The organism is Ramlibacter tataouinensis (assembly GCF_027941915.1).
GTDB lineage: Bacteria > Pseudomonadota > Gammaproteobacteria > Burkholderiales > Burkholderiaceae_C > Ramlibacter > Ramlibacter tataouinensis_C.
Genome location: NZ_CP116009.1, coordinates 2,593,767 through 2,618,930, shown reverse-complemented (window position 1 = coordinate 2,618,930; position 25,164 = coordinate 2,593,767). Strand labels below are relative to the sequence as shown.

Annotated in this window: 25 protein-coding genes and 1 tRNA gene; 10 read left to right on the top strand and 16 right to left on the bottom strand. The window is 70.6% G+C overall.

What is annotated here, in order from left to right:
- The first annotated feature begins 35 nt into the window (after positions 1 to 35).
- Both PE066_RS12325 and PE066_RS12320 read left to right on the top strand, forming a co-directional pair.
- A complete protein-coding gene (locus PE066_RS12325) occupies positions 36 to 1,577 on the top strand; it encodes a CoA-acylating methylmalonate-semialdehyde dehydrogenase (protein WP_271232835.1) in 1,542 nt (513 codons plus the stop codon).
- Positions 1,578 to 1,701: 124 nt separating this feature from the next.
- Positions 1,702 to 3,330 (top strand): GMC family oxidoreductase, encoded by a 1,629-nt coding sequence (locus PE066_RS12320; protein ID WP_271232834.1) that lies wholly within the window; start codon positions 1,702 to 1,704, stop codon positions 3,328 to 3,330.
- Here PE066_RS12320 and PE066_RS12315 read toward each other — a convergent pair.
- Positions 3,327 to 4,169 (bottom strand): hypothetical protein, encoded by an 843-nt coding sequence (locus PE066_RS12315; protein WP_271232833.1) that lies wholly within the window; start codon positions 4,167 to 4,169, stop codon positions 3,327 to 3,329. The two genes, PE066_RS12320 and PE066_RS12315, sit on opposite strands and share 4 nt — an antisense overlap.
- A gap of 389 nt (positions 4,170 to 4,558) precedes the next feature.
- On the opposite strand from PE066_RS12315, the gene PE066_RS12310 reads away from it, so the two are divergent.
- Positions 4,559 to 5,317, top strand: a complete 759-nt coding sequence (locus PE066_RS12310) for a sulfite exporter TauE/SafE family protein (RefSeq protein WP_271232832.1) — start codon at positions 4,559 to 4,561, stop codon at positions 5,315 to 5,317.
- Between the two features lie 35 nt (positions 5,318 to 5,352).
- Positions 5,353 to 5,880 carry a DUF2946 family protein gene (locus PE066_RS12305; RefSeq protein ID WP_271232831.1) on the top strand — a complete coding sequence of 176 codons (528 nt, stop codon included), beginning with the start codon at positions 5,353 to 5,355 and terminating at the stop codon, positions 5,878 to 5,880.
- 70 nt (positions 5,881 to 5,950) lie between these two features.
- On the opposite strand, the gene PE066_RS12300 is transcribed toward PE066_RS12305, so the two are convergent.
- The gene (locus PE066_RS12300) at positions 5,951 to 6,832 is read right to left on the bottom strand and encodes a c-type cytochrome (protein WP_271232830.1); all 882 of its coding nucleotides are present in this window, start codon (positions 6,830 to 6,832) and stop codon (positions 5,951 to 5,953) included.
- A gap of 153 nt (positions 6,833 to 6,985) precedes the next feature.
- On the opposite strand from PE066_RS12300, the gene PE066_RS12295 reads away from it, so the two are divergent.
- The 6 genes from PE066_RS12295 to PE066_RS12270 all read left to right on the top strand — a co-directional run bounded on the left by PE066_RS12295 (position 6,986) and on the right by PE066_RS12270 (position 12,932).
- Positions 6,986 to 7,061: transfer RNA gene (locus tag PE066_RS12295), tRNA-Arg, on the top strand.
- Positions 7,062 to 7,555: 494 nt separating this feature from the next.
- Positions 7,556 to 9,142 carry an alkaline phosphatase family protein gene (locus PE066_RS12290; protein WP_271232829.1) on the top strand — a complete coding sequence of 529 codons (1,587 nt, stop codon included), beginning with the start codon at positions 7,556 to 7,558 and terminating at the stop codon, positions 9,140 to 9,142.
- 39 nt (positions 9,143 to 9,181) lie between these two features.
- Positions 9,182 to 10,153 (top strand): tripartite tricarboxylate transporter substrate binding protein, encoded by a 972-nt coding sequence (locus tag PE066_RS12285; RefSeq protein ID WP_271232828.1) that lies wholly within the window; start codon positions 9,182 to 9,184, stop codon positions 10,151 to 10,153.
- Complete coding sequence (locus PE066_RS12280; RefSeq protein WP_271232827.1) at positions 10,150 to 10,668, top strand: tripartite tricarboxylate transporter TctB family protein; 519 nt, start codon at positions 10,150 to 10,152, stop codon at positions 10,666 to 10,668. Before PE066_RS12285 ends, PE066_RS12280 begins: the two co-directional genes overlap by 4 nt.
- A 15-nt stretch (positions 10,669 to 10,683) precedes the next feature.
- Positions 10,684 to 12,204: a tripartite tricarboxylate transporter permease gene (locus PE066_RS12275; protein WP_271232826.1), complete on the top strand. Its 1,521-nt coding sequence runs from the start codon at positions 10,684 to 10,686 to the stop codon at positions 12,202 to 12,204.
- The gene (locus PE066_RS12270; RefSeq protein WP_271232825.1) at positions 12,198 to 12,932 is read left to right on the top strand and encodes an SDR family oxidoreductase; all 735 of its coding nucleotides are present in this window, start codon (positions 12,198 to 12,200) and stop codon (positions 12,930 to 12,932) included. The genes PE066_RS12275 and PE066_RS12270 overlap by 7 nt, the downstream gene beginning before the upstream one ends.
- Before the next feature lie 20 nt (positions 12,933 to 12,952).
- Here the strand turns inward: PE066_RS12270 and PE066_RS12265 are convergent, their stop codons facing one another.
- The 14 genes from PE066_RS12265 to PE066_RS12200 all read right to left on the bottom strand — a co-directional run bounded on the left by PE066_RS12265 (position 12,953) and on the right by PE066_RS12200 (position 25,150).
- On the bottom strand, positions 12,953 to 14,242 hold the full coding sequence (locus tag PE066_RS12265) for a TRAP transporter large permease (protein ID WP_271232824.1): 1,290 nt from the start codon (positions 14,240 to 14,242) through the stop codon (positions 12,953 to 12,955).
- The gene (locus PE066_RS12260) at positions 14,239 to 14,712 is read right to left on the bottom strand and encodes a TRAP transporter small permease (protein WP_271232823.1); all 474 of its coding nucleotides are present in this window, start codon (positions 14,710 to 14,712) and stop codon (positions 14,239 to 14,241) included. Before PE066_RS12260 ends, PE066_RS12265 begins: the two co-directional genes overlap by 4 nt.
- Before the next feature lie 8 nt (positions 14,713 to 14,720).
- Entirely contained in the window at positions 14,721 to 15,737 is a 1,017-nt protein-coding gene (gene dctP / locus PE066_RS12255; protein ID WP_271232822.1) for a TRAP transporter substrate-binding protein DctP, read from the bottom strand.
- 59 nt (positions 15,738 to 15,796) lie between these two features.
- On the bottom strand, positions 15,797 to 17,281 hold the full coding sequence (locus PE066_RS12250; RefSeq protein WP_271232821.1) for a 4-hydroxyphenylacetate 3-hydroxylase family protein: 1,485 nt from the start codon (positions 17,279 to 17,281) through the stop codon (positions 15,797 to 15,799).
- 220 nt (positions 17,282 to 17,501) lie between these two features.
- The gene (locus PE066_RS12245; protein WP_271232820.1) at positions 17,502 to 17,918 is read right to left on the bottom strand and encodes a cupin domain-containing protein; all 417 of its coding nucleotides are present in this window, start codon (positions 17,916 to 17,918) and stop codon (positions 17,502 to 17,504) included.
- Entirely contained in the window at positions 17,915 to 18,652 is a 738-nt protein-coding gene (locus tag PE066_RS12240) for a ribonuclease activity regulator RraA (protein WP_271232819.1), read from the bottom strand. The genes PE066_RS12245 and PE066_RS12240 overlap by 4 nt, the downstream gene beginning before the upstream one ends.
- Positions 18,649 to 19,512: a fumarylacetoacetate hydrolase family protein gene (locus PE066_RS12235; RefSeq protein WP_271232818.1), complete on the bottom strand. Its 864-nt coding sequence runs from the start codon at positions 19,510 to 19,512 to the stop codon at positions 18,649 to 18,651. Before PE066_RS12235 ends, PE066_RS12240 begins: the two co-directional genes overlap by 4 nt.
- Positions 19,509 to 20,339, bottom strand: coding sequence for an FAD binding domain-containing protein (locus PE066_RS12230; protein WP_271232817.1), 831 nt, complete (start codon positions 20,337 to 20,339; stop codon positions 19,509 to 19,511). The genes PE066_RS12235 and PE066_RS12230 overlap by 4 nt, the downstream gene beginning before the upstream one ends.
- Positions 20,340 to 20,341: 2 nt before the next feature.
- Positions 20,342 to 20,824 (bottom strand): (2Fe-2S)-binding protein, encoded by a 483-nt coding sequence (locus tag PE066_RS12225; protein ID WP_271232816.1) that lies wholly within the window; start codon positions 20,822 to 20,824, stop codon positions 20,342 to 20,344.
- A 7-nt stretch (positions 20,825 to 20,831) separates the two neighbouring features.
- Complete coding sequence (locus PE066_RS12220) at positions 20,832 to 21,488, bottom strand: CoxG family protein (RefSeq protein ID WP_271232815.1); 657 nt, start codon at positions 21,486 to 21,488, stop codon at positions 20,832 to 20,834.
- Positions 21,489 to 21,510: 22 nt separating this feature from the next.
- Positions 21,511 to 21,819: a YciI family protein gene (locus tag PE066_RS12215; RefSeq protein ID WP_271232814.1), complete on the bottom strand. Its 309-nt coding sequence runs from the start codon at positions 21,817 to 21,819 to the stop codon at positions 21,511 to 21,513.
- Positions 21,816 to 24,167, bottom strand: a complete 2,352-nt coding sequence (locus PE066_RS12210) for a xanthine dehydrogenase family protein molybdopterin-binding subunit (RefSeq protein WP_271232813.1) — start codon at positions 24,165 to 24,167, stop codon at positions 21,816 to 21,818. The genes PE066_RS12215 and PE066_RS12210 overlap by 4 nt, the downstream gene beginning before the upstream one ends.
- Before the next feature lie 20 nt (positions 24,168 to 24,187).
- Complete coding sequence (locus PE066_RS12205) at positions 24,188 to 24,721, bottom strand: flavin reductase family protein (RefSeq protein ID WP_271232812.1); 534 nt, start codon at positions 24,719 to 24,721, stop codon at positions 24,188 to 24,190.
- A gap of 12 nt (positions 24,722 to 24,733) precedes the next feature.
- On the bottom strand, positions 24,734 to 25,150 hold the full coding sequence (locus PE066_RS12200) for a RidA family protein (RefSeq protein ID WP_271232811.1): 417 nt from the start codon (positions 25,148 to 25,150) through the stop codon (positions 24,734 to 24,736).
- Positions 25,151 to 25,164: the final 14 nt, after the last annotated feature.

The window sequence follows — 25,164 nt, the reverse complement described above, 5'->3', positions numbered from 1 at the left end:
GGCACATTCCGAGCCTGCCCCACCACGATACCGCCATGAACGCACCCGACTCCACCCGCGCCGCCGCCGCCCTCGCCTCCATCGACCACTGGATCGACGGCGCGCCGGTGCCCGGCGCCAGCGGCCGCAGCGCCGACGTCTTCAACCCGGCCACCGGCACCGTCACCGGCAAGGTCGCCCTGGCCAGCGCCGCCGAAGTGGACCGGGCGGTGGCCAGCGCCCGCGCTGCCTTCCCGGCCTGGGCCGACACCCCGCCGATCCGCCGGGCCCGGGTCATGTTCAAGTTCCTGGAGCTGCTGAACCGGCACCGCGACGAACTGGCGCATGCCATCACCGCCGAGCACGGCAAGGTGTTCACCGACGCCCAGGGCGAGGTCAGCCGCGGCATCGACATCGTCGAATTCGCCTGCGGCATCCCGCAGCTGCTCAAGGGCCAGTACACCGACCAGGTCTCCACCGGCCTGGACAACTGGACGATGCGCCAGCCGCTGGGCGTGGTGGCCGGCATCACGCCGTTCAACTTCCCCTGCATGGTGCCGATGTGGATGTACCCGGTGGCCATCGCCGCCGGCAACAGCTTCATCCTCAAGCCCAGCCCGCTGGATCCGAGCGCCTCGATCCTGATGGCCCGCCTGCTCAAGGAAGCCGGCCTGCCCGACGGCGTGTTCAACGTGGTGCAGGGCGACAAGGACGCGGTGGACGCGCTGCTGGAGCACCCGGATGTGCAGGCGATCTCCTTCGTCGGCTCCACCGCGATCGCGCAGAAGATCTACGAGACCGGCGCGCGCCACGGCAAGCGGGTGCAGGCGCTGGGCGGCGCCAAGAACCACATGGTGGTGATGCCCGACGCCGACCTCGAGCAGGCGGTGGACGCGCTGATCGGCTCGGCCTTCGGTTCGGCCGGCGAGCGCTGCATGGCGATCTCGCTGGGCGTGCTGGTGGGCGAGGCGGCCGACAAGATCCTGCCCATGCTGGCCGAGCGCACCCAGCAGCTGAAGATCAGGAATGGCGTCGAGCTCGATGCCGAGATGGGCCCGATCGTCAGCAGCGCCGCGCAGCAGCGCATTGCCGGCTACATCGGCCAGGGCGTCCAGGAGGGCGCCAAGCTGGTGGTGGATGGCCGCGGCTTCCAGGGCGCCAAGGCGGGCGCCGGCTGCGAGGGCGGCTTCTGGATCGGCGGCACGCTGTTCGACGACGTCAAGCCGGACATGCGGATCTACAAGGAGGAGATCTTCGGCCCGGTGCTGGGCTGCGTGCGCGTCAAGGACCTGGCCGAGGCGGTGGCGCTGATCAACTCGCACGAGTACGGCAACGGCGTGTCGTGCTTCACGCGCGACGGCCATGTGGCGCGCGAGTTCTCGCGCCGGGTGCAGGTGGGCATGGTGGGCATCAACGTGCCGATCCCGGTGCCGATGGCCTGGCACGGCTTCGGCGGCTGGAAAAAGAGCCTGTTCGGCGACATGCACGCCTACGGCGAGGAGGGCGTGCGCTTTTACACCAAGCAGAAGTCGATCATGCAGCGCTGGCCCGAGAGCATCGGCAAGGGCGCGGAATTCGCCATGCCGACGGCCAAATAGGCTCCCCCCGAAGCGGCCTGACGGCCGCCTCCCCCGAGGGGGAGCCACCAGCGGACCGGCCAAGCCGGATCCGCGGTGGCACTGGAAAAGACAGCCGCATCCAAGAGCGGAGGAGGAGACAAGGGTGAGCGACAACACCTTCGACTACGTGATCATCGGTGCCGGCACCGCCGGCTGCCTGCTCGCCAACCGCCTCTCGGCCGATCGGTCGAAGACCGTGCTGCTGATCGAGGCCGGCCGCCGCGACGACTACCACTGGATCCACATCCCGGTCGGCTACCTGTACTGCATCGGCAACCCGCGCACCGACTGGATGTACCGCACCGAGCCGGACGCCGGCCTGAACGGACGCCAGCTGAAGTACCCGCGCGGCAAGGCGCTGGGCGGCTGCTCCAGCATCAACGGCATGATCTACATGCGCGGCCAGGCGCGCGACTACGACCACTGGGCCGAGCTGACCGGCGACCCCGACTGGCGCTGGGACCGCTGCCTGCCCTTCTTCAAGCGGCACGAGGATTTCTACAAGGGCGCGGACGAGGTCCATGGCGCCGGCGGCGAGTGGCGGGTGGAGCGCCAGCGCCTGCGCTGGGACATCCTCGACGCCTTCGCGCAGGCGGCGCAGCAGGCCGGCATCCCGCACAGCGAGGACTTCAACCGCGGTGACAACGAAGGCGTGGGCTACTTCCAGGTCAACCAGAAGAACGGCTGGCGCTGGAACACGGCCAAGGCCTTCCTGCGGCCGACCTGCTACGGCCGGCCGAACTTCTCGATGTGGACCGGCGCCACGGTGCACCGCCTGCTGGTCGAGCGTGGCGCGGACGGCGCCTTGCGCTGCACCGGCGCGCAGGTGTGGACCGGCAGCGAGCACGTGCGGGTCCATGCGCACACGCAAGTGCTGCTGTGCGCGGGCAGCATCGGCTCGCCGCAGCTGCTGCAGCTGTCCGGCGTCGGCCCCGGCGCGCTGCTGCAAGGGCACGGGATCCCGGTCGTGCACGAGCTGCCGGGCGTCGGCGAGAACCTGCAGGACCACCTGCAGATCCGCGCGGTGTTCAAGGTGCGCGGCGTGCCGACGCTCAACACCCTGGCCAACAGCTGGCACGGCAAGGCCCGCATCGGCCTGCAGTACCTGCTGATGCGCAGCGGCCCGATGAGCATGGCGCCCTCGCAACTGGGCGCCTTCACCCGCAGCACGCCCGAGCAGCGCTGGCCCAACGTGGAATACCACGTGCAGCCGCTCAGCCTGGACGCTTTCGGCGAGCCGCTGCACGGCTTTCCCGCCTTCACCGCCAGCGTGTGCAACCTCAACCCGACCAGCCGCGGCTCGGTGCGCATCCGCAGCCCGCGCGCCGAGGACGCGCCGGCGATCGCGCCCAACTACCTGAGCACGCCCGAGGATCGGCAGGTCGCGGCCGACTCGCTGCGGCTGACGCGGCGCATCTGCGCCCAGCCGGCGCTGGCGAAGTACGGCACCGAGGAATGGAAGCCCGGGCTGCAGTACCAGACCGACGAGGAACTGGCGCGGCTGGCCGGCGACATCGCCACCACCATCTTCCACCCGGTGGGCACCACCCGCATGGGCCGCGACGGCGACCCGATGGCGGTGCTGGATGCCCGGTTCCGCGTGCGCGGTGTCGAGGGGCTGCGGGTCGTGGATGCCGGCGCCATGCCCACCATCACCAGCGGCAACACCAATTCGCCGACGCTGATGATGGCGGAGAAGGCCGCCGACTGGGTGCTGGCCGAGGCGGCCTAGAAGCGCCGGCCGACCCGCAGCACCAAATCGCTGGAGGTCAACTCCGGCTGCCGCACGGTGGTGCCGGGCAGCAGCATGCCGCCGCGCGACACCGGCACGGCCTTGCTGGCGGGTTGGCGCAGCAGCGACCACTCCAGCCCCCATTGCCAGGGCGAATCGGTCGGCGCGGCCTGCAGCCGCAGCGTCCATAACTGCTTGCGCGCGCCTTCGAACCTGGATCGGTCGAGCAGGCCGTAGTAGTCCACCCGCAGCTGGTGCGACAGGCTGGTGCGCGCCTCCACCTCGACCCGGCTGGTCCAGCCCGCCGCCGGGGTGAACGCCGGGCTGCGCCAGCGCACGCCGGCCAGCGTCGCCGACGAGAGTTCGTCCAGGCCGCCCGCGATCGGCGTACCCCGGATCAGGCGCCGGTTGGCCAGCCAGCCCAGCGACAGCCAGGCTTCGCCCCAGGCCGCGGGCTCGTGCGGCCGCCACAGGACGTCGACGCCGCCCTCGTATTGCCGGGTGGTGGTGGCCAGCGGCACGCCGCCCTGGGTGCGACCGTCGTAGTCAATGTCGCCGGCGGCCAGGTGCGCCCGCGCCGCCAGCGCAGCGCCGTCCGGCAGCGGCCGCGTCGCTTCCAGTTGCACCTGCAGCATCGGGCCGGTCTCGGTGAGCAGCTTGCCGCCCAGCGCATTGCGCTCCGTCAGCCGGCGGTGCATCAGCCCCACCGAACCGGTGAGGTCCGGCGCCGGCGCATCGGCCTGCGCCAGCGGCGCGGCGGCGAGCAGCAGAAGGAGGGCGGCGGGGCGGATGCGCGCGTTCAGGGCAGCGCCCCCGGTTCCGGAGCCGTACCGTCGCATCGTGGTCATTCGATCGTTCGCTCCGGGATGTGTGCGGGCCTCGCGGACCGCGCGGCACTATAGCACCGGTCCCTCGGGCCGAAACGCAGGCGCCCGCACAGGCGCGCGGTGCCGCGCCGGCCACGGGGAGCGCCGATCGTTGCGGCCGCCTTGAACCGGGAAAGTCCCGATGGCGGCCCCTCGATTCGCCGCTACAGTGGCCGGCACTCGCAAGCGGACAGCCGTCCGTGCACAGGCGGGGGTCCGAGGAGACAAGGCAGAGAACACCACAACGGCCTGCCGCAATCCAAGAAGATGCATTCAGGGCGCCGGCTCACCCCGGCGCCCTTTGTTTTTTCGCGCCGCCGCTGCCGCGGGCGCCTGCAGGCTGGATGAGACAATCGGGCCCGATGGACCTGATCTGGATGGCGTTGGCCTCGCTGATGGCCGGATTCGTGGATGCCATCGTCGGGGGCGGGGGGCTGATCCTGGTGCCCGCGCTGTTCGCGATCCTCCCCAACACCCATCCGGCCACGCTGTTCGGCATCAACAAGAGCGCGTCGATCTGGGGCACGGCGATCGCCACCGTGCAGTACAGCCGGCGCGTGCAGTTGCACTGGCACTCGCTCGCACCGGCGGCACTGTGCGGCCTGGCCGGCGCCTTCGCGGGGGCGTGGGCGGTCACCGTGGTCTCGCCGGAGTTCCTGCGCAAGCTGCTGCCCTTCGTGCTGCTGGCGGTGCTGGCCTACACGATCGCCCGCAAGCAACTGGGCCAGCACCATGCGCCGACGCTGACGCGGCGCGCCGAGACCTGGGCCGCCGCCGCGATCGGCCTGGTACTGGGCTTCTACGACGGCTTCTTCGGGCCGGGCACCGGCAGCTTCCTGGTGTTCCTGTTCGTGCGCTGGCTGGGCTACGACTTCCTGCATGCCTCGGCGTCGGCCAAGCTGGTCAACACCTCCACCAACCTGGCCGCGCTGTCGCTCTTCGCGTACAAGGGCCACGTGTGGTGGCACTACGCGCTGGTGCTGGCTTTGGCGAATGTGGCCGGCAGCCTGCTGGGCACGCGGCTGGCGCTGCGCCATGGCGCCGGTTTCGTGCGCGGCATGTTCATCGCGGTGGTGGGCGCGCTCATCCTGAAGACCGGCTACGACGCGTTCCTGCGCTGAGACAGCGCGCGCCGGTTGCGGCCGATAATGGCGCGATGGATGACATCGTCCGGCAGGCCATCGCCAAGTGGCCCAACGTGCCGGATTGCTACGGCTGGCTGGCGCTGGACGCGCGCGGCGACTGGTACATGCGCGACGACCGGGTGCAGGCCGCCGGCTCCTTTCCGGCCGTGAAGGGCGCGGTGCTGCGCCATGCCAAGCTGATCGAATTCATCCAGCGCAACTACGAGGCCGACGATGACGGCTGCTGGTTCTTCCAGAACGGCCCGCAGCGCGTCTATGTCGAACTGGAAGCCGCGCCCTGGGTGCTGCGGCTGGCTCCGGACGGCCAAGTGCTCACCCACACCGGTCGCCCCGTGCAGGCGCGCACCAGCCATGTCGATGAAGGCGGGCGGCTGTTCCTGCACACCGACGCCGGGCTGGGCCTGGTGCACACCCTGGACATGCATGCGGCCGCCGACCGGGTCGAGGCCGGGCAGTGGTCGCCCGAGCCGGTGGCCGCCACCGACTTGCCGCTGCGCTTCGGCTTCGTGTGCAGTCCGGCGCAGCGCCACCTCGGCTGATTCACCGATCCGCCGCGCGCAAAAAGAAAGAGCCGGTCGCTGACCGGCTCTTTGTCGCGGCGCGTGCGCCTTACTTGGACGCGTTCGCCATGTACTCGACGGCGGCGCGCAGCTCGGCATCGGAAGCGGTGCTGGCGCCGCGCGGGGGCATGGCGCCCTTGCCCTTGATCGCCACCTGCACCATCGCGTCCATGCCTTGCGCGATGCGCGGCGCCCAGGCCGCCTTGTCGCCCAGCTTGGGGGCGCCTGCCACGCCGGCCGCATGGCAGGCCATGCAGGCCTGCTTGTACAGGGCTTCGCCCTGGCCGGACGCCGCAGCGGGAGCAGCCGCAGCAGGAGCTGCCGCCGTCTGGGTGGCCGGCGCAGCAGGGGCCGAAGCGGGCGCAGCAGCAGCAGAAGCCCCCGCATCGGCAGCCTGCGCCTGGCCCTGCGGCTCGGCGAACTTGGCACCCGCGCCATTGGCCATGTAGGCCACGGCCCGCGCGATCTCCACGTCGTTGTGGTCGCCGCCGCCCTGCGGAGGCATGGCGCCCTTGCCCTTCAGGGCCGAGGCCACCAGCGCCTCGAAGCCCGTCTTGATGCGAGCGGCCCAGGCGCCCGCGTCGGCGAACTTGGGCGCACCGGCGACACCCCCGTCGTGGCAGGCCGCGCACTGGGCCTTGTAGACGTCCGCGCCGGCCTTGAGCGGCCGGTTGGCATCGCGGATTTCCACGGTGCCGACCTTGCGCAGGCGCTCGGCGACGCCCCGCTCCAGGTCCTGCGCGGTCATGCCGCCCATGGCGTACGCCTCGGCCTGGGTGCTGCCCGAGGGCTTGTTCTCCGAGGTGACGTAAGCCACCAGGCCGATGATGACGATCACCGGCACGACGAAAGCCATGATGGCGGCGAGCAGCAGCTGCTTGGGCGTCTTGATCGGGCCGGTGTGGGCTTCTTCCTGCATGCTGTCGCTCATGGCGTCCTCGGGAGATGTATTGCGCGCGTCGGCGTTTCAAACCAACTCTCGATTATAGCTGGGGCACTGCTGCGCTTCGCGTGCGCATGCACGCCGCACACCCGTGCGCCGAGCCCCATGCGCGATCAGCGATAATGCGCCTCCTGCCCTGATGCGGCTGTAGCTCAGTGGATAGAGTATCGGCCTCCGAAGCCGAGGGTCGTGGGTTCGATCCCCGCCAGCCGCGCCAATCCCCCCTCTTGATTCCAGCGTAGCAGTGACCCACGGGGCCGTCCGTGGATGCCGCCTGCTTGCCGGGCAATGGCGCCGATGGGGCCGGCGCCTGAGCAGCAACCCGCCTCCATCCTGCTTGAACCTTCGTGCTCGAGGCCGCTTCCCGCAGCGGCGAGTTCACCGCGCAGGACGGAGCTCGATCTTGGCCATCGCCTGACGCGCCGCCTGCACCACGGCCGCAGCCGTTCGATGCCAGACGCGTCGTGCTTGCCAGAAGCTTGAACGCTCAAGCATCGCTACCGCTTCGGCCCGACGCTCACGACCGCTCGCTTTCCCTTAGGGCCGGCCGAGCGGAAGAGAGCACTGCAGCGCCATGCCTGGGCTTGCGGGCGCACCTAACGAGATGGTTATGCTGTTGACTCCAATATTCATTAGACGTCAGCCCGGCTCGTTTCCATGATGCGCGCCATGGACGGCAGCGCCGTCTCCGGCGAACAGGAGCAAGTTGGGATGGCGGCACAACCGCAGCGGACGTCGGCACGGAACGTGCTGTTCATCATGTGCGACCAGTTGCGGTGGGACTACCTGTCCTGCTACGGCCACCCGGTCCTGCACACCCCGCACATCGACTCGCTGGCCCGCCGCGGCGTGCGCTTCGACCGCGCCTACGTGCAGTCGGCCGTCTGCGTGCCGTCGCGCATGTCGTTCTACACCGGCCGCTACGTGGCCAGCCACGGCACGACCTGGAACTACGTGCCGCTGTCGGTGGCGCAGGTCACCCTGGGCGACCACCTGCGGCGGGCCGGCCGCCGCGCCACGCTGGCTGGCAAGACCCACGTGATCCCCGACCGGCACGGGCTGATGCGGCTGGGCATCGATCCCGATTCGGACCCCGGGCGGCTGCTGCTCGGAGGCGGCTTCGAGCAGCTGGACCGCTACGACGGCCACGCCCCGCCGGGCCCCGAGAGCGGCTATGCCGACTACCTGCGCAGCCACGGCTACACCGGCGACGATCCCTGGAACGACCACGTCGTTGGCGCGCTGGACGAGCAGGGCGAGCCCGTCAGCGGCTGGTACTCGCGCCATGCCCACCTGCCGGCGCGGGTGCGCGAAGAACACTCCGAGACGGCCTACATGACCGACCGCGCGATCGATTTCGTGCGGCAGCAGGGCGACGCGCCCTGGGTCCTGCACCTGTCGTACATCAAGCCGCATTGGCCGCTGATGGCGCCCGCCCCCTACCACGCGATGTACCGCGACAGCGACACCGGCCCGATCGTGGTGGCGGACCCGCGCACCGAGAATGCGCACCCCGTGCTCGAGGCCTACCGGCGGGCGCACGAGGACTGCGTCTCGCACCAGGACGAGCGCTTCGTGCGGCACGTGCGCCCCACCTACATGGGCCTGGTCAAGCAGGTGGACGACCACCTGGGCCGGCTGTTCGCCGAGCTGCAGCGCCTGGGCCGGCTGGACGACACCCTGATCGTCTTCACCTCGGACCACGGCGACCACCTGGGTGATCACGGGCTGGGCGAGAAGGAGCTGTTCTACGAACAGGCGGTCCGGGTGCCGCTGATCGTGGTGGATCCGAGCGCCGCCGCCGACGCGACGCGCGGCACCGTGGAGCGGCGCCTGGTGGAAGCCGTCGATGTGCTGCCCACGATCCTCGACGCGCTCGGGCTCGACCCGGCGCGCCACCTGGTGGAAGGCGAGTCGCTGCTGCCGCTGCTGCGCGGCGAGCCGCCGGCCGGCTGGCGCGACTGCGCCTTCAGCGAACTCGACTATGCCTTCCGGGGCGCTCGCACCCACCTGGACCGCCATCCCGGCGAGTGCCAGGCCTGGATGGCCCGCACCGAGCGCTGGAAGTACATCCACCACGACGGCTTGCGCCCGCAGCTGTTCGACCTGCAGGAGGACCCGCAGGAGCTGGTGGACCGCGGCGACGATCCGCAACTGGCCGGTGTGCGCCGCGAGATGCGCGACCGCCTGGCCGACTGGCAGCTGCGCCTGAAGCGGCGCACCGGCGTGGACCATGACTACATCGCCTCGCACACCGAATACCAGCGCAAGGCCAACGTGCTGATCGGCGTGTGGTGACGCCTCACCTTTTCCGTTGAACAAACCAGGAGACAAGACATGAACCGCCGTTCCTTCCACATCCGCGCAGCCGCCCTGCTGGCCGCCACGGCGGCCGGGCCCGCCTTCGCCGCCTGGCCCGAAAAGCCGATCGAGGCCATCGTGCCCTGGCCCGCCGGCCAGGAACTGGACATCCTGGCGCGCACCATGGTGCCGGTGCTGTCGCGCCAGCTGGGCGTGCCGATGGCCGTGATCAACCGGCCGGGCGGCGGCGGCGTGGTCGGCACCGCCGAGGCCATGCGGGCCAAGCCCGACGGGCACACCATCCTGTTCAACAGCATCGGGCCGATGCTCACGCAGCCGCTGGCCGGCAACGCGCCCTACAAGGTGACCGACGCCGAGCCGATCGGCATCTTCAACGCCTCCACCTTCGTGGTGATCGTGCGCGGCGACTCGCCGTTCAAGACCATCCAGGACCTGGAGGCGCACGCCAAGAAGTCCGACAAACCGCTGGTGCTGGGCCACTTCGGGCCGGCCGCCGTGCCCACGCAGGTCATCTATCGCATGGCCTCGCAGAACAAGTGGCGCTTCCGCGGGGTCACCTTCAGCCCGGCCAGCCCGGCGCAGCTGAAGTCGGGCGACGCCGATTTCGTCACCGCGCCCTACAACACGGCCCGCAGCGCCATCGCCGCCGGCGACGTGCGCGCGATCCTGACCTTCAACCCCACGCGCCTGCACGAACTGCCCGACGTGCCCACGCTGCGCGAGGCCGGCTACAACTTCGACGTCCTGGTCTGGCAGGCACTGTTCGTGCCCAAGGGCACGCCGGCCGACATCCGCGACAAGCTGGCGGCCGCGATGCAGGTCGCGTTGAAGGATCCCTCGGTGCTCGAGCTGGCCAAGAAGATCAACACCCCTCTGTTCTGGAAGAACGCCGAAGAGACGGCCGCCCAGATCCGCGCCGACGAGGCCGGGCTCACGCCGGTGATGACCGAGCTGGGCCTGATCAAGAAGGCCGGAGGAGCGCAGTGAGCGTTGCCGCCGGCCGCTCGCGCGAGCTCGGCGAAGCTGCGCAGCGGCGGCTGGCCGCCGGCTTCGTCGGCCTGCTCGCGCTGGGCGCCGCGGTCCTGCTGCCGCTGGTGCCGAGCCTGATCATCGGCATGCCCAAGGACGTGCCCTATTACCGTTCCCCCGCCCTGTTCCCCTTGCTGGCGCTGGCGGTGGTCGCGGTCAGCGCGCTCGTGCATGGCGTTCGCCTGCTGCGGGGCGCCGCCCTCGCCACCGATGACATCGACGAGCCGGCGGCCAACTGGCCCGTGGTGGTACTGGCCTTCGTCGGGTACGCGGTCTACGCCGCGCTGGTACCGCTGGTGGGCTACGTCGCGGCCACCGCCGCCTTCCTGTTCGCCTTCGGCAGCCTGGCCGGCCTGGGCTGGCGCTTGCCGGCCGTGCTGGCCGTGGTCATGACGGCGGCGCTGTACCTGGCCTTCGTGGTCGGACTGAAGGTCTGGTTTCCCAGCGCCAGCCTGCTTGCCGCCGCCTCCTGAAGCAAGGGACTGGACATGAACGAACTGCTCCTCGGGCTGCAGTCCGTGCTGCATTGGGGCGTGCTCGCCTCGCTGGCGGCCGGCTCCGCCCTCGGCATCCTGATCGGCGTGCTGCCCGGCATCGGCCCGGCCGTCGCCATCGCCGTGATGCTCCCCATCACCTACGGCATGTCGCCGATGGCCGGGCTGGTGCTGCTGCTCGGCATCTACTGCGGAGCCTTCTACGGCGGCGCCGTCACCTCGATCCTGATCCGCACGCCCGGCGAGGCCTCGTCGATCATGACCATGTTCGACGGCTACCCGATGGCCGCGCGGGGCGAAGCGCAGCGCGCGTTGACGCTGGCCTTCACCTCCGCGTTCGTCGGCGGGATCGTGAGCGCCGTCTTCCTGATCTTCGCCGCGCGCCCGCTGGCCTCGTTCGCCGGTCGCTTCGGTGCCGCCGAGTTCAGCGCCGCCGCGCTGCTGGCGCTGGTCTGCGTGGTCAAGGCCTACCAGGGCCGCACGGTGCAGGCCGCGCTGATGCTGGGGCTGGGCCTGTTCATCGGCACCGTCGGCATCGACCCCAGCTCGCAGGAGCAGCGCTTCACCTTCGGCTCGCCCCAGCTGATGACGGGGCTGCCGCTGGCGGCGGTGGTCATCGGCGTGTTCGGCATGGCGCAGGCTTTCGTGCTGCTGGGCATGCGTCCGCGCGAACGCAAGAGCGGCGACCAGCTGGAGCAGGCCGGCTTCCGCTGGAGCGGCCTGGGCGAGGTGTTCCGCCACCCGGGCACGCTGGCCAAGTCGGTCGGCATCGGCACCTTCATCGGCGTGCTGCCGGCGGTGGGGGCGGCGCTGTCCACCTCGCTGTCGTACTTCGAGGCCAAGCGGCACGATCCCGAGAACATCGGCAAGGGTGACCCGCGCGGCATCATCGCGGCCGAGGGCGCCAACAATTCGGTCAGCGGCGGCGCCCTGGTGCCGCTGCTGGCGCTGGGCATCCCGGGCGACGCGGTCACCGCCATCATCCTGGGCGTGTTCATGGTGCACGGGGTGTTCCCGGGCCCCAACCTGTTCGCGGAACGCCCGGAGCTGGTCAGCGGGATCATGGTTTCCATGCTGCTGATCAACGTGGTCATCATGCTGCTGCTGGTGTTCCTGGTGCGCTGGGTGGCGCTGTGCGTGCAGGTCGATCCCCGGCTGCTGGGCCTGGCGATCCTGGCCCTGTGCTTCATCGGCTCGTACTCGGTCGGCAACTCGCTCTACTTCACCTGGGTGGCCTTCGGGTTCGGCATCTTCGGCTGGCTGTGCGCGCTGTCCGGCCTGCCGGCGGTGCCGCTGGTGCTGGGCATGGTGCTGGGGGACCTGATGGAGACGTCGATGCGGCAGGCCCTGAACATCGGTGAAGGCTCGCCGGCGATCTTCTTCTCGCGTCCCGTCTCGGCGGCGCTGATGTCGGCCGTGCTGCTGATGCTGCTGTGGCCGCTGCTGCGCCGCGGCTGGCGGATCCTGCGCGGCGCACCGGTCCCCGCGGCACCGCCGAAGGGCCCGGCGTGCTGACCGGCCCACGCCCGATCGCCGGATCGGTCGCCCTGGTGACCGGGGCCGCCGGCGGCATCGGCGCGTGGATCGTGACCGAGCTGCTGCGCCGCGGCGCGGCGCGCGTGTATGCCGCCGGCCGCCGGATGCCCGCGGCCGCCCACCCCCGCGTGGTGCCGCTGTCCCTGGACATCACGGACCCGGCGCAAGTGGCCGCCGCCGCCCGGGCGGCCGAGGATGTGACGCTGCTGGTCAACAACGCCGGCGTCAACCGCAACCAGCGGCTGCTGCACGCCGCCGACCCGATGGCGGCCCGCGACGAGATGGAGACCAACTACTTCGGCACGCTCGCCATGTGCCGCGCCTTCGCGCCCGTGCTGGCGCGCAACGGCGGCGGCGCCATCGCCAACGTGCTGTCGATCGCCGCCCGGGTGGGCATGCCCGCGATGGGCTCGCTCAGCGCTTCCAAGGCCGCCGCGCTGCGCCTGACGGAGTGCGTGCGCGCGGAACTGGCGCCGCAGGGCACGCTGGTGGTGGCTTTCCTGCCCAGCGCCGTCGACACCGCCATGACCCGGGGGCTGGCGATTCCCAAGGGCCGGCCCGAGGATGCGGCGGCAGCCCTGCTCGACGGCATCGAGCGGGGCCAGGAGGATCTGAGCTTCGGTGACGGCGCCGCCCGCATCGAGCAGATGCTGGCGAAGGACCCGCAAGCGCTGGCCCGCGAACTGGCAGCACCCCTGGCGCGCTGAGATCGGCCGGCCAGCCAGCGCTAGAACCAGCTCACCGGCGTGAGCGCCAGCGTCGGCCAGACACAGACCAGCACCACCGCCACCAGGTTGGCCACCACGAAGGGCATCGCGCCCCGCACGATGGTGGACAAGGGCACCTCCGGGCACATGGCCTTGACCGTGAACAGGTTCATGCCCACCGGCGGCGTCAGCATCCCGATCTCGATCATCATCACGACGAAGACGCCCAACCACACCAGGTCGATGCCGACCTGCGACGCGATGGCGGCGAACAGCGGCGCCGTCAGCAGCATCAGGCCCATCCCCTCCATGAAGCAGCCCATCACGAGGTAGATCAGCCCGATGGAGAGGATCACGCCCGTGGCGCTCATGCTGCCGCCCTGGATCCAGGCCACCAGCTGCCCCGTCAAACCCGACAAGGTGATCAGGTTGGTGAAGACCAGCGCCCCGAAGATGATGGTGAAGATCATCGCCGTCGTCTTGCCCGCCTCGACCAGGCTCGCGATGAACACCTGCAGCGTGATCCGCCGGCGCGCCGCGCCGAACAGGAAGGCCCCGGCGGCGCCGATTCCGGCCGACTCCGTCGCCGTGAAGATGCCGCCGTAGAGCCCACCCATGATCAGGGTGAACAGCGCCAGCACCGGCCACACGCCCTTGAGGGACTTGAGCCGCACCGCTGTCGGCTGCTTCGGCCCGGCAGGACCCAGGGCAGGATTGCGGCGCACCGAAATCCAGACCGTGAGGAAGAACAAGGCCGCCAGCAGCAGGCCCGGCACTACCGAGGCGATGAACAGCTTGCGGATGTCGGTCTCCGTCAGCAGGCCGAAGACGACCAGCGGGACGGACGGTGGAATCAGCACGCCCAGCACGCCCGCCGATGCAACCGTGCCGGTGGAGAGCCGGTCGTCGTAGCCGAGGCCGCGCATGGGCTTGATGCTCACCTTGCTCATGGTGGCCGCAGTGGCGATCGAGCTGCCGGAGATCGCCGCGAACAGCGCACACGACAGCACCGTGGCCTGGGCGAGGCCACCGCGCAGGTGGCCGACCCAGGCATTGGCCGCCGCGTAAAGCTCATCGACGATGTCCGCCTTCTGCACGAAGACACCCATGAGGACGAACATCGGCAGCACCGACATCCCGTAGTTGGCGGACGAGTCCATGATCATCTGGGCCAGCATTTCCAGTGCCGGGTCCAGTCCGCGCAGCAGCGCGAACCCTCCCACCCCGACCAGCAGCGTCGCGATACCGAGCGGGACGCCGAAGAACGCGAGAAGGAAGACCGCCGCGAATCCAGCCAGCGCGATGTTCATGACTTCTGCCCCTTCAGCGCCGCCGCCATCGCCGCGAAGAGCACGAAGGCGCTCACGCCACTGAGCACCGCCATCGCGTAGGCCAGCGGCGCCTCCGGCAGGCCGACCACCATGGTGCGCGTGCCGGCCGCCAGCGAAGCGTCGGCGTACACCCACAGCCGCCAGCCCACGACCGACAGCACCACCGCGCCGACCAGGTCGCAGGCCAGGCGACGCGCTCGGCGCAACCACGGCGGGCCCAGGTCCTCGAGGAGCCCGACGCGCACGTGTTCGCCATGCCGCGTCACCAGCGGCAGCGCCGTGAAGATCACCAGCGCCATGCAGAACTCGATGATCTCGAGGCTGCCGCGCACGGGCGCCGCGAACAGGTAGCGCGCGAACACGTCGACGAAGGTCAGCCCCACCATCAGCGCGCCCGGGATGGCGCAAAGCACGCCCAGGGTGGCGTCGAATCGGTCGTGGGTTTCCATCGTCCGTCCTAGCGGCTGGTCCGGGCCGCCTCGGCCTTGTAGAAGTCGAGCGCCTGGCGCCCGTCGACGCCCAGGCGGGCCGCATCGGCCAGCCATTCCTTGACCAGCGGCTCCGCCGCCTTGCGCACACCCTCCACGACGGAACTGCCGGCCTGTGCGATCTGCACGCCCCTGGCCGCCGCTGCCTCGCGCCCCTTGGCCTCGATCTCGTCGAGGACCACCAGGCGCTGCGCCAGCGCTTCCCCGCTCAACGCGGTCACCGCCTCCTGGTCCGCGGCCGACAGGCGGGACCACGCGCGCTTGTTGATGAACAGCGCGAAGGACGGCGCCTGCAGGAAGCCCGGCAGATCCATGACGTGCCGCGCGTACTGCAGCGTGTTGAAGGCAACGGCATCGGACACCGCGTAGCTGGCGAACGCGTCCACGGTGCCCCCGGACACGATCTCGTAGCTGCGGACCGCCGGAGCCGCGACGACGGACACACCCAGCCCCTCGAGCACCCGCGCCGGGTAGCCCGGCGTGCTCCACACCTTCATGCCCTCCAGCTCCTGCAGCGAGCCCACCGGCTTCTTCATCAGGAAGATGGTCGCCGGCGACATCACCCACAGGCCCAGCAGATGCACGTCCCGGAACTCGGCGGCCGGCGCGAAGAAGCGGGCATGCGTCTTCCACAGCGCGACCGAGCTGGCGCGGGCGCCGGCGTGCAGCAGCGGCAGATTGGTCATCTGCGGCAGCTTGATGCGATCGCTCAGGTTGCCGAGGAACTGGTAGCCGACATCGATCACGCCCTTCGCGGCCGCGTCCATTTGCTGCGTCGGCGGCGCGACGCTGCCGCTGGGGATGTCCAGCACGACCCGCCCCTGCGTCGCCTTCCCGACTTCCTCGGCCCAGGGCTTGAGGATGCGCGCGGCCACCGGATGGACGGGCGGCAGGAAGCTGTTGAACAGGAGCGGCCGGGAGGCGCGCGAAAGCCCGGGCAGCGCGGCCGCGGCAGCGGCGGCGCAGAAATGGCGACGAGGGATCATGCGAAGCTCCTTGGGACGCAGTCGTGGACGTGGACGGGAACGGGAGGGAGGTCGGGGAATCAGGCAACGGCCGGCCCGGCCGAGGGCCGTGCTTCGGCAGGCAGGTCGTAGCCGGAGAGCGCCCCATCGACCAGGGACGCAGCGTTCCCCCAGTCGAAGTTGCGGAACGCGGCGGCCCGTTGGAACACGGTGGCGCCGGCGTAGAACATCTCGTACTGGACGTGCCGCGAGGCGAACTCGGACCCCACCGCATCCCACGCCAGCTTGAGCGTCTTCACCCGGCCATAGGCGTCGGTCACGCTCGAGCGCTGCGTGCGCCCGATCAGTCCGCGGATCTCCTCGTTGTCGAAGTCGGCGCTGGAGGACGGCAGCATGATCATCCCGCCGCCGGCGAGCTCGCGGATGGAGGTGATGAACTGCGGATAGAGCTCCTGCGCCAGGCAGGTCGCCGCGTGCATCATCATGCGGTTCGGCGCGAAGTAGGGACCCACCTGCTCGCCCGCGACCTCCATGGCCTGCACAAGGCTTTCCACCATGGTCACCGATGCGGCCATGCGCCCGAGCTGGTCACGCACCTGCGGAATGTCGATGACGCCGTTGATCTCGGCGATGCGGCGCGCCAGGCCCAGCAGGAACTGCAGCTTCACCGACAAGCGGATCTGCGAATGGTGGTTCTGCATCGGTGCAGCCCAGGTGTCGCGGAACTGCGATGCCGCCAACCCGATGTCGCGGTGCACGAACACGCGGTCCCAGGGCACCTTGACCTGGTCGAACACCACCACGGCATCGTTCTCGTCGAAGCGGCAGGACAGCGGGTTGTCGAACTCCGACAGCGCACTCTGTTCGTAGGACTTGCGCGACAGGATCTTCACGCCCGGTGTTCCCAGCGGGATCGCGAAGGAGGTGGCGAATGCCTCTTCTCCCGGGCGCAGCGGGGTGATGTTGGCCACGAACACTTCGTTCGCCATCACCGCGGCCGTCCCGAGCATCTTGGCGCCGTGCACGGTGATGCCGCCCCCGTCCTCGTCCACGATCCTGGCTCCGGGATGCTGCTCGAACCCCTGCTCGCCCGGGCCCTTGGCCTGGTTGGACTGCGGATTGATGATGGTGTACGTGACGTACAGGTCCTGGTCCCGCGCGTGCTCGAACCAGCCCTGCAGCGCGCTGGCCCGCTCCGGTGCGGAACGGCGGAAGCGCTCGAGGTCCATCAGCATGCCGCACACCGAAGTCGGGATGTGGTCCGGCGAGCGGCCAAAGAACCCGTAGGAGGCGCGGCTCCAGAGCGTCATGGCGCGGCGCCGCTCGACCAGGTCCTGGTGGCTGCGGGGGATCTGCCAATGCCTCCCCACCGGCTTGCCGCTGGTGGGCGAGACGAATGTCATCGTCTCGGGGTGGTCCGACTGCAGGTCGTACAGGTGCGCGATGGTTCCGATGGCATTGCGGAAGGCCGGGTGCTCGACGGGGTTCTGCACGCGCTCGCCGTCGAGGAGTACGACGCGGCCATCGGCAAGGCTCTTGAGGTGCTTGGATCCGGTCTTCGACATGGCCCCTATCTCGTGAATGGATGGAGCGGCATGGTGTCAGCGGCCCTGCCAGGGCGCTACTGACATATTCGGCCAAGCGAATAACCCGTGGGTTATGAGAGAACGCGAGCGCTCGGCGCGAGCGCGCACGCGGTGCAGGGCGCCTGCAAGCAGACGCCCTGCGTGGCCGCTGTGCTCATTGCGGAGGACGGCTGCCGCCACCCGTCCGCAGGCACCGGGCCTACTTCTTCGAGAGGAAGTCCCCGATCGTCTCGTCGGTGTGGAACACCGGCTTCTCGTAGTAGTGCGGGCCGTCGTAGATCTCGATCAGCAGGCTCTTCTCGTGCGCCACCGTCGGGCCGTGCGGATGGTCCTTGGGGTTCATGTAGAACGAGCCCGGCTTCAGGCGCAGGCCCGAATCGGTGTATTCGTAGTCGCCCTCGAGGCAGTACATGAACTGGTTGGACGCGTGGCTGTGCTTGACCGGGATGCGGCCGCCCTTCTGGTATTCCAGCAGCGCGATCGAGGCACCGGTGTCCTTGTTCTTCCACAGGAAGTACTGGCGGAAACCGTACTCGGGGTAGTCGATCCACTGGGCAGGATCTAGGTCCTGGCTGCGGATCAGCACTTCCAGCGTCTTCAGGTCGGGGGCGTTCATGGCAGGTTCTCCAGGGGCGGGCGGCCAGCGGCCACCCATTGCTCGAATTCGGCGCGGCTCTCCGGCGTCGCCGGGAACAGGCCGAAGATGGACCGGCCGCGCCTGAGGTGCGCGGCGACGAACACCTCGTAGTCGGCGTTGCCGGCGGCTTCCGCCGCCACCTCGGCCATCAGGTGCTGCGGGATGCAGACCACGCCTTCGGCGTCACCCACGATCACGTCGCCCGGGTACACCGCCACCCCGGCCAGGCCGACCGGCACGTCGAACTCCACCGGGCTGAGCGCGATGGGCGTTGCGGGCCCCGAGCTGCGCGCCTGGAAGCACGGCAGGCCGACGCTGCGGATGCCGGGCGCATCGCGGAAGCCGCCGTCGGTGACGACGCCAGCGACCCCGCGCACCTGCAGGCGCAGCGCCATCATGTCGCCCATCACCGAGGCCCGCGTCTCGCCGGACGGTGCCAGCACCAGCACCGCGCCGGGCGGGCACTCCTCGATGGCGCGGCGATGCAGGCTCTGCTCGGTGGCGTACAGCGCCATCGTGTCGAGATCCTCGCGCGCGGGAATGAAGCGCACCGTCCAGGCCGGGCCCACCAGCGGCGGCTGGCCCGGATCCATCGGCGACAGGCCCAGCAGCATGGTGTTGCGCAGCCCGCGCTTGAGCAGGCAGTTGGCGATGTTGGCCGATCCGCTGCGGGCCAGCTGCTCGCGGCTGCGCTCGGTGAGGACGCTGCTCACCCCGCCGCCCCTTCCTTGACGACCGGGTTGCGCAGCACGCCCACGCCTTCCAGCTCGATCTCGACGACGTCGCCGTGCTTCATCCAGACCTGCGGGTCGCGCCGCAGGCCGACGCCGCCGGGCGTGCCGGTCACCAGCACGTCGCCGGGCTCCAGCGTGGTGAAGGTGGAGACGAACGCGATCAGCTCGGGGATGCCGAACATCATGAGGTCGGTGGTGGTGCGCTGCATCTCCTGGCCGTTCAGCCGGCACACCAGGCTCAGCACACGGTCCGGCGGCAGTTCGTCGGCGGTCACCATCCACGGGCCGAAGGCGCCGGTGGCGGGGAAGTTCTTGCCCGGCGCCCACTGGCCCATCAGCAACTGCCAGTCGCGCACCGAGCCGTCGTTGTAGGCGCTGATGCCGGCCACGTGGGCCAGCGCGTTCTCCTTGGCGATGCGGCGGCCGGCCTTGCCGATGACGACCGCGAGCTCGGCCTCGAAGTCGAATTGGTCCGACTCGCGCGGGCACACCAGCGGGCGGCCGTGGCCCACCTGCGATTCCGGCAGCCGCAGGAAGATGGTCGGCGCGGCGGCCTCGGTCTTGTGGCTGCCCTCGGCGCGGTGCGCCACGTAGTTCAGGCCGACGCACAGGATGCGGTTCGGGTTGGGGATCACCGGCAGGGCCACCACCTCGTCCAGGCGGAAGTCGGCCGGCGCGTTGTCGGCCAGCGCCGCGATGCGCGGCAGCAGGCCTTGCGCGATCGCGCTCTTCAGGTCGGGGCAGCCGGCGCCCAGACGCAGGCCCATGTCGATCACGTGCCCGCCTTGCACCACGCCGAAGCTGGCGCGCTGCGGAGTGACATAGGACATCAGTTTCATGCGGGGGAACTCTCCAGTAGGGGGGATGCGGACAGCGCCATGGACAACGCGCGCCGGACGGCGACTGCGACGAGCTGCGCGCGGTAGGCCGCGCTCGCATGCAGGTCGGCGTTGAGGCCCTTGGGATCCTGGCGGAACCCGGCCAGCGCGGCGGGTGAGAAGTCGGCGCCCAGCGCGGCTTCGAGCGCCGGCAGGCGGAACACGCAGGGGCCGGCGCCGTTGACGGCCACGCGCACCCGGCCGCCGCCGAAGTCGGCGATGAAGCAGCCGGTGGTCACGTAGCCCGAGGCGGGGTTGGCGATCTTGCAGTAGCCCGCGCGCACCGGTCGCGGGAAGCGCACGCGCACCACCAGTTCGCCCGGCTCCAGCGCGGTCGAGAACAGGCCGGTGAAGAAATCGTCGGCGGCGATGCTGCGGCTCGTGGTCTGGACCTGCGCGCCCAGGCCCAGCAGCGCGCCGGGGTAGTCGGCCGCCGGGTCGTTGTTGCTGATCGATCCGCCCATGGTTCCGACGTGGCGCACCTGCGGGTGGGCGATCCCGCCCGCGAGGAAGGCCAGCGCCGGGATCGCCGCGGACAACCCCGCGTGGCTGGCGGTCTCGGCGTGGCGCGTCATGGCGCCGACGCTGACGAAGCCGTCGCCCACCTCGATGCCGCGCAGCTCGGCGATGGCCTGCAGGTCCACCAGCAGCGCCGGCCGGGCGAGCCGCTGCTTGAGCGTGGGGATCAGCGTCTGGCCGCCGGCCAGGGCCCGCGCCTCGGGATTGGCGGCCAGCAAGGCCAGCGCTTCGGCAAGCGTGCGCGGCCGCGCGTAATCGAAGTCGACCACCGTCAGACCCCCTCGGCCCCGCAGCGCTGGGCGCAGGAGCGGATCGCATCGACGATGCCCTCGTAGCCGGTGCAGCGGCACAGATTGCCCTCCAGCTCGCGGCGCACCGTCGCGTCGTCGCCGGCGCAGCCGCGGCGGATGATGTCGATGCCCTGCATCACCATGCCCGGCGTGCAGAAGCCGCACTGCAGCGCGTGGTGTTCGCGGAAGGCCTCCTGCAGCGGATGCATCTGGCTCGGCGTGCCGATGCCTTCGATGGTGGTGACCTCGCCGCCGTCGGCCTGGACCGCCAGCAGGGTGCACGACTTCACCGCGCGGCCGTCGAGATGGACCGTGCAGCAGCCGCACTGGGTGGTATCGCAGCCGACGTGGGTGCCGGTGAGGTGACAGTGCTCGCGCAGGAACTGCACGAGCAGCGTGCGAGGCTCCACCGCATGCGTGCGGCGGATGCCGTTGACGGTGAGGGTGACTTCGCGCGTGGGCATGGCGGCCTCAGGTGCCGGCGATCCAGACGCAGGCCACGGCCGCGGCGACGGTGAAGGCCCAGGCCCAGCCCGGCATCGCGATCGTGACGGTGCCGCTCCAGCCAGGGGCTTCGACCGGCGCCGAGCCCAGCGCGGGGCCCCGTTGCCTGGCAGGCGACGGCGACTCGCCGGCGCTCAGGGGAATGCCCACGGCCGGGCGGGCCGCCTGCGCCGATCCGGGCGGTGCCGTGATCACTTCGGTCAGCCGCTCGAAGAACTCCTGCGACATGCGCGCGGCCGTGGCATCGACTAGGCGCGAGCCGATCTGCGCCAGCCGCCCGCCGATCTGCGCCTGCGCGCGGTAGGCCAGCACGGTGCTGTTGCCGTCCGCCTCGCTCAGATCGACCTCGGCGCTGCCGCGGGCGAAGCCGGCCATGCCGCCGTCGCCCTCGAAGCTGAGCGTGTAGCGCTGCGGCGGCTGCAGGTCCTGCTGCTGCAGCCGGCCCTTGAAGCGTGCCTTCACCGGTCCGACCGCCGCGACCACGCTCACGCTGTAGCGCCCGTCGCCTTCGTGCGTGACCGCCTCGCAGCCCGGAATGGCCGCGCGCAGGGTGTCCGTGTCCAGCAAGGCCGCCCAGACGCGCTCGCGCGTCACCGGCAGCCGCTGCTCGCCTGTCAGTTCCATGGAATTCCTCTCGCTCGCACCCTCACAGGGGTGGCAGGTCCGCCGGCCGGTTGGTCTGCCAGCGGAACGGGTAAATGTCGATGCGGGCCGACAGCCCGGCCTGCTCGAACGGGTCGTTGCGCACCATCTCGCGCACCGCCTCCTCGCTCTCGGCCTCGATCAGCATCAGCCCGCCGCAGCCCTGGCCGCCGGCGTCGAGGATCGGGCCGCCCAGGCGCACGCGCGTGGCGAACTGGTCCATGTAGGCGCGATGGGCCGGCCGTGTCGCGGCGCGGATGGCGGCGGCCTGGCCGTCGTCGCGATCGACGCGGTACACCATGTAGAGGTTCATGCGCGGGCTTCCTGGATGGCTTGCCACACCGCATGCGGCGTGGCGGGGCAGTTGATGTCGCGCACGCCCAGCGGGCGCAACGCGTCGACGATGGCGCCGACGATCGCCGGCGGCAGGCCGACCGTGCCGGTTTCCGCGCCGCCCTTGACCCCGAGCGGGTTGGTCTTGGTGGGCACCGGCCGCAGCGCCGATCGAAAGCGCGGGAAATCCGCCGCATGCGGCATGGCGTAGTCGGTGAAGGACCCGGTCAGCAGCTGGCCGTCCGGTGCGTACACCACGGCTTCCTTGAGCACCTGGCCGGCGGCCTGCGCGATGCCGCCGCGGATCTGGCCTTCCAGCAGCAGCGGATTGATCACGTTGCCGACGTCGTCGACGGCGGTCACCGCGTCCAGCCGCACCTCGCCGGTGTCGGCATCCACCTCCACCTCCGCGATGTAGCAGCCGTTGGGGTAGTTCTGCGGACTGGCGCTGAAATGGCCCACGCCTTCCAGCCCGGACCAGAGCTCCGGCGGCAGCGGCTTGGGCGTGCCCCACGCATAGGTGGCGCGGGCCACCTTGTCGAGCGAAATGCTGGTGTTGGGATCGTCGGCGCTGCGGTAGGTGCCGTCCTCGAAGACCAGGCTCGCCTCCGGCCGGTCGAGCAGGATGGCGGCCACGCGGCGCCCGCGCTCGACCACCTGCGCGCAGGCGGCCTTCAGGGCCGAGCCGCCGACGGTCATGCTGCGCGAGCCGAAGCTGCCGCGCCCGTTGGCGATCTTGTCGGTGTCGCCCTGGACGAAGCGGATGCGCTCCAGCGGCACGCCCAGCCACTCGTGCACCATCTGCGCGTAGCTGGTGTGGTGGCCCTGGCCGTAGCTGAAGGTGCCGGCCAGGATGGTCAGGCCGCCGGTGGCGTCGAAGCGCACCTCCATGCGGTCGCTGATGGTGGCGCAGACCTCGATGTAGCAGGACAGGCCGCGGCCGCGCAGCTTGCCGCGCCGGGCGCTCTCGGCGCGCCGGGCCTCGAAGCCCTGCCAGTCGGCCAGTTCCAGCGCCTGGTCCATCGCGGCCTCGAATTCGCCGCAGTCGTAGGTCTCGCCGATGGCCGTGCGGTACGGCATCTGCTCGGGGCGGATGAAGTTGCGGCGGCGCAGCTCGACCGGGTCGATGCCGATCTCGGCCGCCGCGAGGTCGAGCATGCGCTCCACCACCATCGTGGCTTCCGGCCGGCCGGCACCGCGGTAGGTGGTGAGCGTGCGGCTGTGCGTGAAGATGCCGTTGATCTCGACGTGCATCGCCGGGATCGCGTACACGCCCGACAGCATGCGGCAGCCCACCAGCGGCGGGTGCGCCGTCGACGGGCCGAGTTGGCAGCCGAGGTTGTGGTTGACGACCACGCGCAGCGCGCGCACCTTGCCGTCGGCGTCCAGCGCCATCTCGGCGTCGGCGATCTGGTCGCGGCCGTTGAAGTCGGACAGGAAGGCCTCGCTGCGGTCGCTCACCCATTTCACCGGGCGGCCGACGCGCTGCGCCGCCCACAGCACCAGGATCTCCTCGGGATAGAGACCGCCCTTGGTGCCGAAGCCGCCGCCGACGTCGCCGGCGATCACGTGGATGCGGTGCGCCGGCACCCGGAAGATGTGCTCGGCCAGCAACAGCCGGATGCGGTGCGGGTTGGACGCCGAGCTGGTGAGCTGCCAGCGGCCCTCGCCTTCCTGGTAGACGCCCAGCGCGGTGCGCGGCTCCAGCGGATTGCCGGCCACGCGCTGGCTGCGCACGCGCGCGCGCACCACGTGGGCCGCGCCCTCGAAGGCGTCCGCCGTCGCATGCGCATCGCCCAGTTCGTGCTGGAAGCAGCGGTTGCCCTCGGCCTCTGGCCACACCAGCGGCGCGCCCGGGGCGATCGCCGCTTCCACCGTCGGCGCCGCCGGCAGCGGCTCGTAGTCGACCACGATGCGCTCGGCCGCGTCCATGGCGGCGGCCAGCGTCTCGGCCACGACGAAGGCGACGCCGCTGCCGACCGCCAGCACACGATCGCTGGCCAGCGGAGGAAAGGGCGTGCGGTGGTAGGTCCGCCCGGTGATGGTCGGCGGGATGCTCACGCAGGGCATGTGGCCCAGGCCGTCGGCGGCGTAGTCCTCGCCGGTCAGCACCGCCAGCAGCCCGGGCACCTCGAGCGCGCCGCTCACGTCGATGGAGCGGATGCGCGCGTGCGCCACCGGCGAGCGCAGCACGTAGCCCCGCACCATGTCGGGCAGCACCGCGTCGTCGGCGAAACGCCCGTGGCCGGTCAGCAACCGTGGATCTTCCAGCCTGGGCAGCGGCGCGCCTATGCCGTGCAGCGCGCGCTGGATCGGGTCAGCCTTCATCGCGGATGGGTCTCGTGCGTTCAGCAGGCCATGGGTTGCGCTGCCGCGTAGCGCCCGCCGTGGTACAGCAGCGGCGGCGGCTTCTCGGCCTGGCCGCGCAGCGCCAGCACCCGGCCGACGTAGAGCGTGTGGTCGCCGCACGGGTAGGCGTGTTCCAGCGCCGCCGCCACGTGCACGGCGGCCCCGCGGATCACGGGCAAGCCCTGCAGGCGGTCGAATTCGGGGGCGAAGCCGTCCACCGGACGGCCGGCGAAATGGCTGCTCACCTGCAGCTGGTGCTGCGCCAGCACGCTGACGCCGAACTGGCCGGCGGCGCGGATCTTGTCGTGCATGCGGGCCGTGCACGCCACCGACACCAGCACCAGCGGCGGCTCGAGCGAGCCGGACATGAAGGCATTGGCGGTCATTGCATGGGCGTCACCGTCCACCTCGGTGGAGATGACGACCACGCCGGTGGCGAACTGGCCCATCGCGTCGCGGAACTCGCGCGCGGTGAAGGCCGGGGCGACGCCCTCGAAGGCGCTCGCCAGGGAAGCGGGAACGATCGGGGGCATCGCCTTGTGTCCTCAGGCCTGGCCGGAGCCCGCCATCGCCTGGCAGGTGATCTCGAGCTTGATCTCGGGGTTGGCCAGCGAAGCCACCTGGACCAGCGTCGAGCACGGGAAGTCGCCGGTGAAGAATTCCTGGCGCGCCTTCCAGATGGCCTTGTTGTCGGCCATGTCGGTGACGTAGATCGTCATGGTCACCACGTCCGCCATGGTGGCGCCGGCGGCCTCCAGGCAGTGCTTGACCTTGGTGAAGATCACCTTGGCCTGCTCGTAGGCGTCGCCCACGCCATGGATCGACTTCAGGTCGTTGGAGCGGGCGGTGAAGCCCGACAGCCAGATCTGGTCGCCGACGCGGATGGTGTTGGACCAGTGGCCGGGGGGGTACTCGGCAACGTGGGGCGAGATGAAGCGTTGCTTCTTCAGGGTGGTCGTCATGGGTGTACTCCTTT